Raw genomic sequence first — 17,345 nt, 5'->3', positions numbered from 1 at the left:
TAAGTGTAGACGCTCCAAGCAGGAAGATATTCTTATCAGAAATGATAACTAAGAAAACGCTAGCCAACAGGTCAGTACACCAATCTTGTATAAATGTGCAAAAAAAAGACAAAGCGGTCTCTATTGAGAGATTTTAAAATCGCTTTGTCTGCCAGGTGAGTGGATGTTTCCTTTAAAACAGGAGGCATCCAATAAATTGCATTTAGGTTCATACATTCATTGGTTACGAATTTTAATAAACTCGCTCTAACGTCTCTACAGTGAGAATATAATCAACATATCTTTTTGCACTGTCTTGGATCTCATCAGCTGTAGCCGTATAAGATCCGTTGAAGATAAAAGCAGGCAAAAATTTTGTACCTATTAAATTGCTGGTTGCTTGAAATGGCTTTAAAAGCTCACTCATAGAGAAGTGGTTGCGGCCGCCAGCCTGGTACTTTTCCTGACCGCTTCCCGTAGATACCGCCAAAATAAGCTCTTTATTGTGCAGCTTATTCCCTTCCTGGCCATAAGCCCAGCCATGTGTCAGCACTTCATCCTGCCATTTTTTAAGCAGTGGTGGAGAGCTATACCAGTAAAAAGGAAACTGCCAGATAATCCGGTCATGTTCTTCACATAACTTTTGCTCATTTTCAATATCAATTTGTTCATCTGGGTACTCCCCATAAAGATCGTGAATGGTTATATTTGAATGCTTTTTTAATTCCTCTATCCAAGCTTTGTTCACCAGCGAGTTTTCAATATTAGGATGGGCTACAATAACTAATGCTTTCATTGTTTATCCTCCAATCGTGCGCTTTCGGCAAATCTTTACTCAATTGAGTAGATAATCAAAAAGATATCCGCATTAGAACTTTTTCTAATACGGATATCATAGCCTTTTTCATAAATAATGTGAAATTTAAGATTAAGAATAGACATTCCGTAGTTAGATAGAAATCAGCGTCTTTTTGTGAGTTTCATCAAATTTACCATAAAGTTCTCTACGTGCTTCTTCAATGCCCGGCTGGAATTGAATCAGTGCATTTTTTCGTGTCTCTTTAACCTCTTCAACAGCGCTGTGCAGTTTTTCATTGCCACCATATGTTAAGGCTTTAAGCACACGCGCTACCGAAAGGCCTGCTACTTTTCCTTGAGCTCTGGCGACTTTAGCGCTTTCAACGCCTGTAATGTTGCCTGCTACATACAGACCAGCGAGGTTGGTTTGCATAAATTCATTGTGCAAAGGAACATGCCCTCCGAGTTCAGGGACATAACAGAAAGAGCAGCCAGCGACAGAAGCAAGTTCGGACATCGGAGTGAGACCGCCAGCAATACAGACGAAATCCGCAGATACTGTTTTTTCTGTTCCAGGCAGAACATCTCCGCTAGCAGAAACTTCAGCAATTCGTACGCCCTCGACTTGATTTTCCCCATATATTTCAAGAGCAGTTTTACGCAGCTGAATCGGAATGCCCCACATTTTAAATCCGTTTTTCGGAAACAAACGTGCACCCAGCTTCGGACTTACCCATTTCCCTCCCATCCTTATTAAAGGTGAAGGAGCTAAATGTGACAATCTGAGAAGCGACTCCATCATTTTTTCTGGCTGAGCAGCATCCCCTGCTAAAATACCCGGCTGTGGAAGCAAAATACTTTCAACATGAACGCCGCATAATTGCAACTCTCTCGCAATGGCAACTGAGAGCACATTCACACCAATGATAATTGCTTTTTCCCCCGGCTTCACACGATGCACATTCCCCATTACCTGGGCTGCTCCAATCGACATCACGCCTGGCAGCGTCCAGCCTGGAATTGGAATCGGTGTTTCCGATGCACCTGTGGCAAGCAGCAGGCATTTAGATTCAATCATTTCATCAGTGGTATATACACACCAGCCATGGTCTACCTTTTGCAAGTCATACACGGATACTCCACAAAGGATATTCACACCCAGCTCAATCGCTCGGCTATAAAGTTTTTGAGCTTCTTCAATGCCGTTTACCCATTTTCCATCAGGCTCTTCATGCAGCTGCCCTAACAAACGTCCACCGGGCTTTACAAACTCATCCACTACGCACACCTGTAACCCATGTTCTGCAGCTGCAATAGCTGCACCCAGCCCAGCCGGTCCTGCTCCTACAACAACTAAATCAATCATAATGTACCTCCTTTTATGAAAGAGGCAGAAAGAGGTGTGCCCGATTCAATCTGCATATGGTTTTCTACAGGCGTTAAACAAGCACGAACTGTATTTTTTCCATTCACCCTTACTCGACATTCAAAACAGTGGCCAATATTGCAGTAAATCCCACGGGGAGTTGCTTTATCTTCATGAAGGCGAAGTGTACGAATTCCAGACGCGAGCAGGGCAGAGGCAATAGTATCCCCTTCATGAGCGGTATATTCCTGACCATCAAAGTAAATCTTTATTTCTTTTTGATTTTCAAGATCCCCCAGAACAGGATGATGTTCTACTCTCATTGAATTCATTCTTTTGCACCTCCTAAAATGCCGAATGAAACAGGACGAACAGGCGGACGATAGCTAAGCGGCACTTCATTAGAAATAACAGGTCCGCCCATCTGTTCTACTAATCGGTCAATTGTGCTACGGCAGGTCCGTCCTCCACAAGAGCCCATCCCAGCGCGTGTTCGCAATTTCACTTCACGTGAAGAACAGTTAAACTTTTCAATTGTTCCTTGAATTTCTTTTAAAGTGATTTCTTCGCATCTGCATACTACTGTTGACTCCTCATTCATTAAACTCTCCTCCATTTCTTTCAAAATAGGTGGGTTGACCTTATTGATTTTGTAAGGGTTTTTACATTGGGATACAATGACTTATAAGAAAAGACATCAACATTTCTCCTGTTTAAAAATAGATGCGCAGCCAACTATTTTTACGCAGAAGAGAACGTTAGATGTCTCACACGTACAGTACAGAGTAGCACATCAAGATATGTTAAAAACTCGGATGTTTGTAGATTTATATGCTACGTTTATCTCTATTTTTAGATAAATCCGTGATATGGCTTTTGGCTGGTTGCAAAATGAGCCCATCTGATCATCGTAATAAAATCAAATACTGGAAGCTTTACTGCTCTTTGAATATCAGCTGCATATGGTGGTAAATCACTGCATTCAAGCAGAATGGCCCCAATATCAGGATTTTCATTCACCATTTGAACAGCAGCATCCACTACTTCTTTTCTCACTTTTTCATTATCAAAAGATCCTCTGCTTTCGATAATCGCTGAAAACTCTGGCAGTCTTCCCAAATCCTTTACTACACACATATCCGGATTATCTACCCCGCAGCTTTTGAATAACTCAGGCGTAATTCCATGTGCGTCTGCTGTCAGCATGCCTACCTTCTGGCTCGGCTTCAAGCCTGTTTTGATCCAAGGTACTTGAACAACACTTGAAAGATAGACAGGGATATCAACTGCTGCTGCTACTTTATCTTGAAAGTTCCCAAAAAATCCGCAAGCTGCACATATGGCGCGTGCTCCCTCAGCTTCAAATTGTTTAGCTGCTTTTATAATGTCATCGAGCAGCGTAGGGTCGCCTCCATGGATTCTTTCCTGGTTACAGTTAGGCACTACTTTCAGCTGTACGGGAAAGTCGTAGGTGGAAAGGTTAGCAACGTTTCCAGGTAAAACCGGATACCAGCAGTCATCTAAATAAAGAATACCAACGGAATAGCCCGCTACATATTGCCCTTTTTTCATGGTGATAATATGGCTTTCTTTTTCCAGGTAGCCATATTCCCGTTCATTGTTCAATGATTTGGTGGTCAATGAAGGCCCCTCCTTCTAGTTTCAGAGAATACAGACGTATTCTCTGAAACACTTCATCTTATTTCTTTCACATTACGCTTCCGTTAGTGACTTAACTTCATATCCTAATTTGGTCAGTTCCTCTTTAAGCTGCGTTTTCATCTCGTCAGTAGGCTGTGTTAAAGGCTTTCTCACTTTTCCGCCTTTGATTCCGATCAAGTCCATTCCTGCTTTTACCGGACCAGGATATGGATTGCCTTCCGCCTCCATTAAGCCATAAATACTTGATAATTTTCGATTCAAATCCCGTGCAGCATTTATATCGCCCTTCTCAACGATCAGCTCGTATAGTTCTACCAGTTCCTTAGGAAGCAAGTTGACGAGGATTCCAAAAGCACCCTGTCCTCCAATAGAGAAAGTAGGAAGAATAAAGTGTTCTTCACCGGTAAATACAGTAAAGTTTTCAATATCCTTCGTCAAAGCTACCACTTCACATAAGTGACCGAAATCTGCAGACTCTTTAACACTTACAATGTTTTCTTCCTGGCTCAATTCGTAAATCATTTCAGGCGAAATGGTAACACCGGTTGCGCCTGGATAATTGTAAATGACGATTCCAACATTTGATTTTGCCGCTATTTCTTTGAAAAATGCAAGAATGCCTTCTTCACTTGTCTTATGATAGTAAGGAGGCAGCGCCAGTCCCCATTCAGCGCCACATTCTGCAGCATAATTGGCAAGTTCGATTGTTTCCTGGGCCGTTGAGCATCCAACACCTGCCATAACAGGCACTCGTCCTGCAGCATATTCACAGCCTGCTTTAATTAAGCTTTTACGTTCCTCCAGTGACATCACATGGTATTCTCCTGTTGTGCCTCCAACTAGAAGACCGTGGACTCCATTTTCAACTTGAAAGTCGATTACTTTCTTATAGGACTGGAAATCAATGCTTTCATCATCATGGAATGGGGTAATTAATGGTACAAAAATTCCTTTTGGTGCAGTGTTCATAGTGTATTCCTCCTGTTTTTTAAATATTAAGAATATTAATTTGAATATTGTTATTAAACTGCATTGGCTTTCTTATATCTGGAAAAATTCAGTTTATCAATGTTAAAGTCTGTTGGTTCACCTGCGATCAGCTGCGTGACCATTCGTCCTGTAATAGGAGCCATGCTGATACCGTCTCCTTCATGTCCGCTGGCTATAAAGAACCCTGGTACTTCTTCTACTTCGGATACAATAGGAAGGTGGTCTTCAACCCAGGGCCTGACTCCTGCATAAGCTCTTATGCAGTTAATTTCCTTTAGTTTCGGCAAGAATCGAATCGCTCTCTCCGCTATGGCGTGCACCACTTCAATTTCAGAGCTGATGTTATACCCTTTAAAAGCCCTGTGGCCTCCTACCAAAAAGTTATTGGCGTCAGTCGGTTCAATAGTAAAAGCTACGTTATGTTTTTCAACTAATTCACTTACGTTTCTTTTAAACTGAATATCTTCGAATTTAGATAACATATATCCGAATTCATGCACTTTTTGGCTCGCTACTTTGAATGGCGTTTTCTCAGAGATTAATACCATTCCTTTTCTTGGCCTGATCGGTATATGAACCCCTACCATTTCTGCAATTTTAGGTGACCATACGCCGGCACAGTTCACGATCCTTTTTGTTTTAAAGGTGCCCCGGTCTGTTACGACACTTTCGACTTTTCCTTGTACATCTAAAGTAATATTCTGAACAGAATGATAGTCATACACGTCCAGGCCTAGCTTTCTTCCTTCTTCAACAAATGCATAGCATAGTTTATAAGGATTCATGGAAGAGTCTACTTGTGTCCAGATTCCACCGGCTAAATCATCGGCTAAATAAGGCTCAATTTGCTGCAGCTCATGCCTGTCCACCATGCGCATGTCATAACCATCTTTTGCTTGCTCGGAAACATATCCTTTAGCAATGTCGAGCTCCTGCTCTGTTTCACAAACATACAAACTTCCTCGTGAAGCAAATTCAAAATCTACTGAAAACTCTTTTGCTAATTGCTTGAAAAGCTGAATACTTGCAAAGCCTATCTCAGTATCTATACCTGGTTTTTTATCACAGATCAGTGCTACTGCGTCACATCGGCTGGAAGTACCAGATGCAATACCACCTTTTTCAATCAATGCTACTTCAAGACCTTTTTTCGCCAGATGATAGGCTACGCTGGAACCAATGACACCAGCTCCAATGACAATAACGTCATAACTTTTCATGTATGTGCCTCCTTTCCAAGTAGAATTATCTTTTCTTCTTATTTCCCTTCAAAAAAGCCTGATGGTTCTACTTTAAGGTTAATATTAATTTGCTTTGTTTCCAGATATTCTTCAAAACCATACGTACCCAGGTCTCTTCCGATTCCGCTCTGTTTATAGCCACCCCAAGGCGCTTCGTTAAACGTTGGATGATACGTATTGATCCACGTAATGCCTGCACGTATTTGCCGAATCACACGCTGCGCTTTGGCGCCATCCTGGGTAAATACAGCAGCAGCCAGGCCGAAAGCTGTACCATTTGCTAGTTCAATCGCTTCTTCTTCTGTTTTAAACGTCTGAATGACTAACACAGGGCCAAAGATCTCTTCCTGTACAATTCGCATATCCGGAGTTGTATCACCAAAAATAGTTGGTTCAACAAAGTACCCTTTTCCGAAGTCACCTTTGACAATTCGATTGCCCCCGCATAAAAGAGTAGCTCCTTCGTTTTTGCCAATTTCAATGTAATCAAGCACGGTATTCATATGAGCTTCTGATACTAAAGGTCCCATTTCAATACCTTCATTCCAGCCTGGACCTATTTTAATCATCCTGGCACGTCTGACTAGTTCAGGAACAAATTTTTCATATAAACTTTCTTCTAATACCAACCGTGAGCCTGCTGAACACACCTGGCCTTGATTGGCAAAAATAGCATCTAGTGCATAACTAACAGCAGTGTCAAAGTCTGCATCAGCAAAAACAATGTTTGGAGATTTCCCACCCAATTCTAAACTAATCTTTTTCACTGTATCAGCTGCTGATTTCATTAATTTAATCCCTGTATCAGTACCGCCTGTAAAAGAGATTTTATCTACATCCGGGTTAGAAACCAATTCCGCTCCAACTTTTCTCCCAGAACCTAGAACTAAATTCACAACACCAGGAGGAAATCCTACTTCTTCGATAATCTCAAACAGGCGGATAACAGAAAGTGGTGTTATTTCTGCTGGTTTTACCACTATTGTGCAGCCCGCAGCGAGCGCAGCAGCAATTTTTTGGTTTGCCATAACGAGTGGGTAGTTCCATGGAACAATGATTCCTACAACACCGATTGCTTCACGGACAACCATTGCTTGAATGTCATCTGGCACATCATAGGTCTGGCCATGCGGTTTTGTAGCTAACCCTGCATAATAACGTAATTGGTTTACCGCATCTTCAACATCCGCCAATGACTCTCTTAATGTTTTTCCATTATTTAATGTATCCAGGTAGGCAAACTCTTCTTTTCTTTCTTCCAGCTTATTTGATATTTTGAGAAGAAGCTCTGCCCGATCTCTAGCCCGGCTATTCATCCAGCCATTGTCATAAAACGCCTTTCGTGCAGCTTCAATTGCTTTTTTAGCATCTTCAGCTGAACCTTCCGCCACTGTTCCAATTACTTCCCCATTTGCAGGATTGATAATTTTACTCGTTTGATTGGTTTCACTTAATACCCATTCACCGTTTATGTACATTTTTTGGGTAGTATCATTACTAGTTAAAACGGAGTTAATATCTGCTGTTTCCAAAATCATCAAGATCCACCTCTCTAAATTGTTAAGTTAAACATTTATTAACTTTTCTATAAGTTAAAGATAAATTAGTTTGTCCTGTTCTTCATTGGACAGTGTGTAAAATATCTTTCTCAAATTCTTGGACGCATCTGGCATTAACTCAGCTTTCTTCGATCATATCGTCTAACCTTGACTTGACTTTCTTTATATTTTTCTTCCCAAAACTCGGCGTTTTTGATTCCCAGCTCTGCCGGGTTAAAAACAGGGTCTTTTCCTGCCTTTTTCTGCATTTCGTAATCTTTTAACACCCGTAGTGCCGGCTTGGTTAGAAGAAAAATCGCAACGAGGTTTACCCAGGCCATGGCCCCCATTCCCAAATCACCCATTGCCCACACCACCGCTGCAGACTTCACACTTCCGTATAATGAAGTAATCAAAAGGATAATTTTCAAGACATGGTTCGGCCAGCTAGACTTTGCTTTTTGGTTTTGTGTCAGAAAAGCAAGGTTCGTTTCTGCTTTGTAATAATAAGACAGCAGCGTAGTAAAACAGAAAAAGAACAACGAAATTGCCAGGAAGCCTGCTCCAAATCGCGGCAGGACGGAATCAACAGCGAGCTGTGTATACACAGAGGGCTCAACATTCCCAATCTTATTCACAATAGGAGCCATCCCTTCCGGTTCCACATTGTACATGCCTGTAATTAAGATCATGAATGCGGTTGCAGAACAGATAAACAGCGTATTAATATAAACAGAGAAAACTTGAACCAAACCTTGTTTGGCTGGGTGGGATACTTCCGCTGCACCTGATTCAAACGTTTCACTACCGATACCAGCTCCACTGGAGTACACACCTCTTTGTACGCCCCATGCAATCGCAGATCCCAGCAGCCCTCCAAAAGTGGCGTTTAAATTAAAAGCACTGGTGAAAATCAACGAAATGACACTGGGAATTTGGGAAAAGTTCAGGATTAACACGATAATACAAACGATGATATAGCCAATCGCCATAAACGGCACCATGATTTCTGCCGTTTTGGCAATTCGCTTCACGCCGCCAAAAATGATAAACCCCAGCAGCACAACAATACTGACGCCTGTTACAACAGGAGGCATTCCAAAAGCGCTGTTCATCGTGAGCGCCACTGTGTTCGCCTGGACACCCGGCCATAAACAGCTCATCACTATTAACGTGAGAACGGCAGAGAAAACGGCAAGCTTTCTGAGCTTCAGTCCCTTTTCAATGTAATAAGGTGTCCCACCTCTGTACTGCCCATCGATCTTTCTTTTGTAGATCTGAGTAAGCGTAATTTCAATAAATGACGTAGCGCTGCCCAAGAAGGCGGTAACCCACATCCAAAAAATCGCTCCGGGCCCTCCCAAGGCAATGGCGGTAGCCACGCCGGCTATATTTCCCGTTCCCACCCGGCTGCCCAATGACATCGCCAGCGCTTGAAAAGACGTAACACCGGCTTTTGAATCTCCTCCTTCGAAGGAGAGCTTAATCATGTCTTTTATAAACCTTAACTGGACAAATCGTGTAAAAATAGAAAATAGAAGCCCAAGTCCTAAAAACCCATACACAAGCACTGGACTCCATACATATCCATTTAGCCAATTTACGAGACTTTCCATAAACAAACACCTCTTCACTTAATTTTTGCTTCATCATCCTCCATATAATATTTAAAATTAATGAAACATTTATTTTAAGATAAAGTACTCATAAAACGATAACATTAGACACAGTGTCAAGATTTTTAGTTTATTCATCTAACACTCATTATTTATATTCGAATGACTCTTCTTTCTATATCAAAGAGAGAAAACCGAACCGATCATTTTTGCTTCAATTAGAACTAGCATCCTTCAGAAATTATTTTTTGCTTCTTCCCTTATTTTCAGCTTATATAAATAAAACGATGGAGCTATGCCCATCGTTTTATCCAGTATCGATTTCATTCATTTCTACAGTCTATTAATTAAAGTTGAAGGATGCTTTCTGTTAACGTTTTAACTATAAATGTAAAATCTTCTTCTGTAATACTCAATGGCGGAGAAAGCTGCAAAACATTATTATACCCTGCGACTGTGTCTCCATTCTTCCCGATGAGCAATCCTTTTTCTTTACACAAACCGATAACTTTGTTCATTTTATCTATAGCAGCCGGTTCTTTTGTCTGCTTATCTTTTACAAGTTCAATACCTAAAAGAAGGCCCTTTCCACGAACATCTCCCACATTTGGATGCTCTTTGAGTACTTCTAGTTCCTGCAAAAGCCGTTCACCCAACGCTCTAGAGCGTTCAATGAGGTTCTCATCCTCCATGATTTCCAAATTCTTCAAAGCCAGTGCGCAGGCAGCTGGATTTCCTCCAAAGGTGTTTACATGACGGAAGCGGTCATAATCCTCTGTGCCTGTATACGCCTCATAAATCTCTCTTTTAACAGCTGTTGCTGATAAAGGAAGATACGCACTGGTAATGCCTTTTGCCATTGTAATAATATCTGGCTTCACATCATAATTCATAAACCCAAATGGTTTTCCTGTCCGGCCAAATCCACATATCACTTCATCACAAATAAGGAGCGCACCGTGCTTCTCACAAATTTCTTTTACTTTTTTCATGTATCCATCAGGAGGCATTAAAATCCCGCCTCCTGTAATAATCGGTTCCATAATCATACCAGCAACGGTGTCGCTTAGCTCCCATGTCATAACACGATCGATGTCATCAGCACTGGCCAGCGTCTGGGCATCATCTGGATTGCGGTATACATCCGGCGGCGCTACGTGCAGAAACCCCTGGCCGAGCGGCTCGTATTTGTATTTTCGCTGTGCCTGGCCAGTTGCGGCAAGAGCGCCCATCGAATTTCCATGATAAGCGCGGTAGCGTGAAATAAACTTGTAACGGTTATGATCCCCTTTTTGCTGGTGGTATTGCCGGGCGATTTTAAACGCTGTTTCGTTCGCTTCTGATCCGCTATTAGAGAAGAAAATAACGTAGTCATCCCCAAGCCATTCATTCAATTTCTCTGCTAACTTAATAGCGGGAACATGGCTTTGCGTTAAAGGAAAATACGGCATTTCCTGAAGCTGTTTAAAAGCTGCTTCGGCAAGCTCTTTTCGGCCATATCCCACGTTTACACACCATAGCCCGGACATGCCGTCTAAATAACGGTTACCGTCAATATCCGTCACCCAGGCTCCTTCTGCTCCGGTAGCAATTATATTTGCCGCGTTAGGAGCCGCTCCCTTCATCGCATGCCAAAGGTATTTTTCATCTGTTTTTTGCAGGTTTTGTGTTTGTTCTGTTACTTGCATCATGATCAGCTCCATTCTATTCCTCTATAGTTTTATATCCGTTTTTTAATAGCGGGCCGTAAGCATTTTCTTGCGAGTGTAGAATTCTACTCCATCTTTTCCATTTGCATGAAGGTCGCCGTAAAAAGATTTTTTATAGCCTGAGAACGGGAAGAACGCCATAGGAGCCGGAACTCCAAGATTAACGCCTAGCATGCCTGCATCTATTTCTTCACGGAATTCCCGAATGGCTTTCGCACTGTCTGTATACAAACATGCACCGTTTGCGAACTCTGACTCATTTGTCAGTTCAATGGCTTCTTCCAAATTCTCCACCCGAACAATGGACAGCACCGGAGCAAAAATTTCATCCTGCCAGATTTTCATTCCAGGCTGCACGTTGTCAAAGATCGTCGGTCCGACAAAGTAGCCCTGTTCATTCCCTGCATCATTTCTTCCATCTCGAATGAGGGAAGCACCTTCTGCTTGGCCGCTTTCAATGTAACCAAGGGTGCGGTCTTTATGTGATTCACGGATAACAGGCCCAAGGAATACACCTTCATCCATTCCGTTTCCTATTTTAATATCATCGGCTGCTTTTTTTAGCCGGCCGATTAATTCGTCCGCAACGTTTCCAACTGCCACAACGACTGAAGCTGCCATACAGCGCTCACCTGCAGATCCAAAAGCTGCGCCTGTAATATTGGTTACGGCATTATCTAAATCCGCATCAGGCATAACGATGGAATGATTTTTTGCTCCTGCTAAAGCTTGGACACGTTTGCCGTTCGCTGCCGCTTGTTTATAAACATACTCAGCTACAGGCTGAGACCCTACAAAAGATACTGCTTTTATATCCTCATTTTCCAAAATGCCATTCACGACATCATGAGCTCCATGGACAATGTTTAATACTCCATCTGGCAGTCCTGCTTCTTTAAACAATTCAGCTAAACGATTAGCCAGCAATGGTGTTCTTTCAGAAGGCTTCAATACAAACGTGTTTCCACATGCAATGGCAAGCGGGAACATCCAGCACGGAACCATCATAGGAAAATTAAAAGGTGTGATTCCGCCAATAACGCCAATTGGATAGCGATACATGCCTGATTCAACACCAGTAGCGATATCGGGAAGCTGATCTCCCATCATTAAAGTAGGAGCACCTGCGGCAAATTCCACACATTCAATTCCTCGTTGTACTTCTCCGTAAGCTTCGGCGTAACTTTTTCCGTTTTCCAAGGTGATAATTTTCGCTAAGTCTTCCCAGTTCTCAACTAATAGTTGTTGATAGCGGAACAAAATACGAGCGCGTCGAGGTACCGCAACTTTTCTCCATTTTTTAAAAGCTTCCTTAGCAGCCAAAACGGCTTGGTCTAACTCTTCACGAGTAGAAATTGGAATGCGGGCAATGATTTCTCCAGTTGCTGGATTTGGGACTTCTTCAATTTGCGCACTTGCCGACTTTAACCATTGTCCACCAATATAGTTCTTTAGCATTTGAACTTCCTTTGTTAATTCCACGATAAAACCTCCTGTTTATGAAAGCTTAGTGATATCTTGAGATTATTATATTGGTTATATAAATATAGACCATTAGACAAGGTGTAAAATATTCTGTCATTTTTTTCTGCATCCTGAATAAGAGTTGATAAAATTATTTACAAGTTGTCATAAAAAAAAGAAACCCTTTTAAGGATTTCGGTCAAAGTTTTGGTCATTTAAACGACGGAGGAATGTGTATCTGCCGATCTAATTCAGAGGTGTATTCATCCATAATAAACTCACAGCTTTGATGTCATTAAACAGTTTACAAGGGCCCTGTGAACTTCTCCATCTAAATCAAAGATTTTGACGGAGTAACCCTTATCCTGAATATGGTGCAGCTTTTATATAAATGCTGTCTTTATTAATATTTTTCTTTATTATTTTTAATAATAACTTCTTCAACTGATACATATTTTCGCGGTTTGATACTTTCCATAATGATATCTGCAACATCATCCGGTTCCATATACGTTTCCTCCGTTCTAGCCCCCTCCCATAATTCTGTTTTCATATTTCCCATGTAAGCTCCAAATATCCTAATGCCAGTATCCTCAAGTTCAATCGCTAAACTTTCAGTAAATCCTCTTGTGCCAAATTTACTTGCACTATAAACTGACTCGGTAGCTTTTCCCCTCTTACCTGACAGAGAAACAATGTTGACAATATAACCTTGATTTCTCTTTTTCATGTCGTTTAATACTTCTTGCGTACAGAAGATGGTACCTTTTAAGTTAATATCAATCATTTGGTGGATAGATTCTTCATTTAAATTTTCGGCCAAATCAAAAATCCCAACTCCTGCATTGTTGATTAATAGATCGATTTGTCCAACTTCTTCTTTAATTACTTGCATAACCTTCGCTACATCCTTTTTAGATGAAATGTCTACTTCATAAATAGAATGGTTGCGGCTTAATGTTTCAGCTGTTCGAATAAGTTTTGTTTGAGTTCGTCCAAGCAAACATACATAGCAGCCTAGATCAGAATATTTTTTTGCCAGCGAGGCCCCTAACCCGCTCCCAGCCCCTGTAATAACAACAATACGAATATCCATGTAAATCCCCTTTCTTTCCTTATACAAGATTGGCCCCTTGATGGATAGATAAATATCTGAAAAGTACTGTTTAAAACAAGACCTAACTTACACTTTACACTTCTGATCATAGATACCCACCTCGGCATATGGATATATAAGGAAAGTTTTTTTATCTTTAAACCGTTAAACACAAAACAACCCTCTCCCTGTAAACTCTACTTGTGGAGAGGATTGTAAAAAAAACGGAATATACCTTATCTGTATAATGCCTGCCCTTTCCCCTATGCTGTGAACCCTTAGTCTTTTCATCAAAGCTTTTACTGCTGGCCAATTTTTAGCTAGACAAGGTTTTTCTTTTTTCTGTTTCATTTCCTTGCGTTTCTTTATACTTTTCCTCCCAAAATTCGGCATCTTTGATCCCCAGCTCTGCCGGGTTAAAAACAGGATCTTTCCCTGCTTTTTTCTGCACCTCATAATCTTTTAATGCCTGCAATGCTGGCTTGGTGAGAAGAAGAATTACAGTAAGGTTTACCCATGCCATAGCCCCTACCCCTAAATCACCCATTGCCCATACAACAGCGGCTGTTTTCACACTTCCGTAAAATGAAGCGATCAATAGGACAACTTTTAAGACATGAGTGGGCCAGTTCGATGCTGTTTTTTGGCCATAAGTTAAAAATACAAGGTTTGTTTCTGCTTTGTAATAATAAGACAGCAGCGTAGTAAAGCAGAAAAAGAATAGAGAAACCGCCAGGAAACCCGCGCCGAATTGCGGCAGGACTGAATCAACAGCAAGCTGAGTATAAACTGATGGCTCCGCGTCTCCAGCCTGATTCATAATAGGAGCCATTCCTTCCGGTTCCACATTGTACATGCCTGTGATCAAAATCATAAATGCGGTCGCAGAACAGATAAGCAAGGTATCAATGTAAACGGAGAAAGCCTGAACCAGACCTTGTTTGGCCGGGTGGGAGACTTCCGCCGCACCTGATTCAAACGTTTCACTGCCTAGACCGGCTGCACTCGAGTAAACCCCCCTTTGTACGCCCCATGCAATCGCAGAACCCATTAATCCGCCAAAAGTGGAATTTAAATTAAACGCACTGGTGAAAATCAGCGAAAGGACACTGGGAATTTGGGAAAAGTTCAAGCTTAACACGATGATACAAACGATGATATAACCAAGGGCCATAAACGGCACCATAATCTCTGCCGTTTTAGCAATCCGCTTTACGCCGCCAAAAATGATAATCCCCATCAGTACAATGATACTGATCCCAGTTACTACAGGGGGTATTCCAAAAGCGCTGTTCATTGTTAAGGCCACTGTGTTCGCCTGAACCCCCGGCCATAAACAGCTCATTACAATCAACGTGAGAACGGCCGAGAAAATGGCAAACTTCCTGAACTTCAGTCCTTTTTCAATGTAATAAGGCGTCCCGCCCCGGTACTGCCCGTCGATCTTTCTTTTATAGATCTGGGTGAGCGTGATTTCAATAAACGACGTAGCGCTGCCCAAAAAGGCGGTCATCCACATCCAAAAAACGGCTCCCGGTCCTCCCAGAGCAATAGCAGTAGCCACACCGGCGATATTTCCAGTGCCGACCCGGCTGCCAAGTGACATAGTCAGTGCTTGAAAAGACGTAACGCCGGCTTTTGAATCACCTCCTTGAAAAGACAGCTTGATCATGTCTTTTATAAATCTTATTTGGACAAAACGGGTGCAAACCGAAAACAGCAGCCCGATCCCTAAAAATCCATATACAAGCCACGAGCTCCACACATAACCATTCAGCCAATTTACTAAATCTCCCACAAACAAACACCCCTTTTACCTAGATTTTTAATTTACGGATTTGTAAAAATGATAAATGTTCTACAATCCTTCTTTTTTAAACTAAAAAAGATAGAAAATCTAAACGGTCTGTCTTTGCTGCTATTAGAACAAATTTTTTGGAGGTATCATCCACTTCGTTGCTTAAACATCTATCATTTGTATCTAAACGGTGAAATGAATTTTAGCGTATCATTGTCCTCTTTTGAACTGCTCAAAGTGCTAAAGAGTAAAGAGTGCTGCTATGTTGCAGGTAATAGATTCCAAACAGAACCAAAGACCTTGGTTTAATAAAAACTGTTAACCATACGCGGAAATGTAGTACTTTCATGTTCAAGCTTAGGTTGAGAAGCAGAGATATATTCATGGGCGGAAATAGCGACTTCTATGGCCTGACGTTTATACGGGTCCATAAAATCTCTTCCAATTAACTCATATAATTTTTCGAGTCGATGGTACAGTGTTTGCCGGACAATGTGGAGTTGTTCAGCAGTTTCTTTTTTTGCGCCTTTACACTGTAAATATGTTTTCAATGTTTTTAATAATTCACCGCTATTCTGCTGATCCTGTAATAAAACTGGCCCTAAATAATCTTCGATGAATTCGTTAAGGATTCCCTGGTCATGAGCAGCCAACACCATCCGAAAGATATATAAATCTTCGTAAAAATAACTGTTTAATTCATTGGGTATTTTTTCTCGAATATTCATTGTCTCTTTTGCTGTAGAATAACTGTTTCTTACTCCGCCTAGATTGGTAACAATTTTACCGACGCTAAATTCCAAATCTGAAAATTTGTATTTTTTTATGAAGTCAGATTTCTTTAACCCTTCTACTCCTTCCTGTATTCTGCGCTTAAAATCCTCATTCTTCCATTTGTTTATAAGAATAAAAGTCATTTGGTTTTTTTCAATATTAGCCAATAAAAATATGCCTCTTTGTTCAAATATCGAGCGGTAGTATATTTTCAAATAGTTAAATTCTGCACTTGCTTTGTCTATGTCACTGGCTTTACAAAGCAAAACAGTATAGCTATTGGATTTAAGAGCAGGTTCAAGCTCTGAAAGATATTTTTGAATCTGTTCAACACTGTTTTCTCCTTCAAGCCAGCGCCGTACCCATTCCGCTTCCTTGGTTTTTCTTTGTTCCTCAATATACAATTCACGCAAAAGGCTTTGTGCTAAAGCTGTAGCACTGCGATCTAAAATAAGGGATTCAAATTCTGTTATGGAACCCGATTCCGAAAAAACAAAGAGATCCGCAAAAGTTTGGTTTAAAGCCTGTACCGATTGATGTGCAACGTTCATATGCTTTGATATGCTGTTGCTTTTAAACAGTTTTATTATTTTCTCTTCCTCTTCTCTTTCCTTCTTCGAAATAATTTCGATGTCACCTTGATTGGTAATGTATAAAACTGTTAACTTGAGATGTTCATGTATTAACTGTAAAATTCGCTGCTGCGGGTTTGAAGAAAGAAGAAGCTGATTTAACCTGTTTGAGTAATCTTCTAAATCCGTTAATATTCTATAATGCTTTTTGATTAAAAGGCTGTGTATTTCCTGTGTAATGTCAATAAATCTTACTTTTTTTTGAAAAACAATTAGGGGAAAGTCATGTGTATCAGCTAGTTGTAATGCTCCTTCCGGTATTTTAGAGATGTACGTTCCTAACTCAATGCAAAGACCAGCTGCATTAGCATCAATTGATTGTTGAATTAATGAAGTAAAAGTTTTTTCATCCCCCTTCCATCCAACTCCTGTAGAAAGGATTAATTCATTCCCATTTAAGAGATTTTCAATTGAATCGACTTCCATAACATGGACCCAGCGTACAAGCCGTGCAAGCCCCGCTTTACCCGCTAAAACTTCAGCACTTTCAAAATGTTTCGTTTTCAAAATTTCATCCACCGATAATTTAACTTCAAAATTCATGGGCAACTTCTCCTTTTTCGTTTTGGACAAGTACTAATATTTCTCTTCTCATTATTAAACTCACGTAAAATGCCGTTGAAGTTCTTTTAACATTTTAAAGATGAAGCGTAAGAATTTGATAAGCTAATAATAAACTGTT

General features: G+C 40.9%; 14 protein-coding genes. All 14 read right to left on the bottom strand.

Annotated features, from left to right (window positions below; translation table 11 throughout):
* Nucleotides 1-232: 232 nt before the first annotated feature.
* A complete protein-coding gene (locus tag VP97_RS22345; protein ID WP_050184359.1) occupies nt 233-775 on the bottom strand; it encodes an NAD(P)H-dependent oxidoreductase in 543 nt (180 codons plus the stop codon).
* Between the two features lie 153 nt (nt 776-928).
* A complete protein-coding gene (locus VP97_RS22340; protein WP_050184358.1) occupies nt 929-2,143 on the bottom strand; it encodes an NAD(P)/FAD-dependent oxidoreductase in 1,215 nt (404 codons plus the stop codon).
* Nucleotides 2,140-2,475 (bottom strand): (2Fe-2S)-binding protein, encoded by a 336-nt coding sequence (locus tag VP97_RS22335; RefSeq protein ID WP_050184357.1) that lies wholly within the window; start codon nt 2,473-2,475, stop codon nt 2,140-2,142. The genes VP97_RS22340 and VP97_RS22335 overlap by 4 nt, the downstream gene beginning before the upstream one ends.
* On the bottom strand, nt 2,472-2,744 hold the full coding sequence (locus VP97_RS22330; protein ID WP_082220508.1) for a (2Fe-2S)-binding protein: 273 nt from the start codon (nt 2,742-2,744) through the stop codon (nt 2,472-2,474). The genes VP97_RS22335 and VP97_RS22330 overlap by 4 nt, the downstream gene beginning before the upstream one ends.
* 251 nt (nt 2,745-2,995) lie before the next feature.
* The gene (locus tag VP97_RS22325) at nt 2,996-3,784 is read right to left on the bottom strand and encodes an aspartate/glutamate racemase family protein (protein WP_050184356.1); all 789 of its coding nucleotides are present in this window, start codon (nt 3,782-3,784) and stop codon (nt 2,996-2,998) included.
* Between the two features lie 72 nt (nt 3,785-3,856).
* Nucleotides 3,857-4,774: a 4-hydroxy-tetrahydrodipicolinate synthase gene (gene dapA, locus VP97_RS22320; protein WP_050184355.1), complete on the bottom strand. Its 918-nt coding sequence runs from the start codon at nt 4,772-4,774 to the stop codon at nt 3,857-3,859.
* Between the two features lie 53 nt (nt 4,775-4,827).
* Entirely contained in the window at nt 4,828-6,015 is a 1,188-nt protein-coding gene (locus tag VP97_RS22315; protein ID WP_050184354.1) for an NAD(P)/FAD-dependent oxidoreductase, read from the bottom strand.
* Between the two features lie 38 nt (nt 6,016-6,053).
* The gene (locus tag VP97_RS22310) at nt 6,054-7,574 is read right to left on the bottom strand and encodes an aldehyde dehydrogenase family protein (RefSeq protein ID WP_050184353.1); all 1,521 of its coding nucleotides are present in this window, start codon (nt 7,572-7,574) and stop codon (nt 6,054-6,056) included.
* Nucleotides 7,575-7,708: 134 nt separating this feature from the next.
* A complete protein-coding gene (locus tag VP97_RS22305; RefSeq protein ID WP_050184352.1) occupies nt 7,709-9,190 on the bottom strand; it encodes an alanine/glycine:cation symporter family protein in 1,482 nt (493 codons plus the stop codon).
* A gap of 347 nt (nt 9,191-9,537) precedes the next feature.
* Entirely contained in the window at nt 9,538-10,878 is a 1,341-nt protein-coding gene (locus VP97_RS22300) for an aspartate aminotransferase family protein (protein ID WP_050184360.1), read from the bottom strand.
* A 45-nt stretch (nt 10,879-10,923) separates the two neighbouring features.
* Entirely contained in the window at nt 10,924-12,381 is a 1,458-nt protein-coding gene (locus tag VP97_RS22295) for a CoA-acylating methylmalonate-semialdehyde dehydrogenase (protein ID WP_050184351.1), read from the bottom strand.
* 385 nt (nt 12,382-12,766) lie between these two features.
* On the bottom strand, nt 12,767-13,459 hold the full coding sequence (locus VP97_RS22290; RefSeq protein WP_050184350.1) for an SDR family oxidoreductase: 693 nt from the start codon (nt 13,457-13,459) through the stop codon (nt 12,767-12,769).
* 316 nt (nt 13,460-13,775) lie between these two features.
* Nucleotides 13,776-15,257: an alanine/glycine:cation symporter family protein gene (locus VP97_RS22285; protein ID WP_050184349.1), complete on the bottom strand. Its 1,482-nt coding sequence runs from the start codon at nt 15,255-15,257 to the stop codon at nt 13,776-13,778.
* Nucleotides 15,258-15,562: 305 nt separating this feature from the next.
* Nucleotides 15,563-17,206: a PucR family transcriptional regulator gene (locus tag VP97_RS22280; protein ID WP_050184348.1), complete on the bottom strand. Its 1,644-nt coding sequence runs from the start codon at nt 17,204-17,206 to the stop codon at nt 15,563-15,565.
* Between the last annotated feature and the right edge of the window lie 139 nt (nt 17,207-17,345).

This window comes from Domibacillus robiginosus, assembly GCF_000966195.1.
Classification (GTDB): Bacteria; Bacillota; Bacilli; order Bacillales; family Domibacillaceae; genus Domibacillus; species Domibacillus robiginosus.
This window is presented reverse-complemented; position numbering and strand designations above follow the sequence as displayed.

Coding starts and splice junctions, on each gene's coding strand:
- VP97_RS22345 (WP_050184359.1), bottom strand. CDS start 775: ATGAAAGCATTAGTTATTGTAGCCCATCCTAATATTGAAAACTCGCTG.
- VP97_RS22340 (WP_050184358.1), bottom strand. CDS start 2,143: ATGATTGATTTAGTTGTTGTAGGAGCAGGACCGGCTGGGCTGGGTGCA.
- VP97_RS22335 (WP_050184357.1), bottom strand. CDS start 2,475: ATGAATTCAATGAGAGTAGAACATCATCCTGTTCTGGGGGATCTTGAA.
- VP97_RS22330 (WP_082220508.1), bottom strand. CDS start 2,744: ATGAATGAGGAGTCAACAGTAGTATGCAGATGCGAAGAAATCACTTTA.
- dapA (WP_050184355.1), bottom strand. CDS start 4,774: ATGAACACTGCACCAAAAGGAATTTTTGTACCATTAATTACCCCATTC.
- VP97_RS22315 (WP_050184354.1), bottom strand. CDS start 6,015: ATGAAAAGTTATGACGTTATTGTCATTGGAGCTGGTGTCATTGGTTCC.
- VP97_RS22310 (WP_050184353.1), bottom strand. CDS start 7,574: ATGATTTTGGAAACAGCAGATATTAACTCCGTTTTAACTAGTAATGAT.
- VP97_RS22305 (WP_050184352.1), bottom strand. CDS start 9,190: ATGGAAAGTCTCGTAAATTGGCTAAATGGATATGTATGGAGTCCAGTG.
- VP97_RS22300 (WP_050184360.1), bottom strand. CDS start 10,878: ATGCAAGTAACAGAACAAACACAAAACCTGCAAAAAACAGATGAAAAA.
- VP97_RS22290 (WP_050184350.1), bottom strand. CDS start 13,459: ATGGATATTCGTATTGTTGTTATTACAGGGGCTGGGAGCGGGTTAGGG.
- VP97_RS22280 (WP_050184348.1), bottom strand. CDS start 17,206: ATGAATTTTGAAGTTAAATTATCGGTGGATGAAATTTTGAAAACGAAA.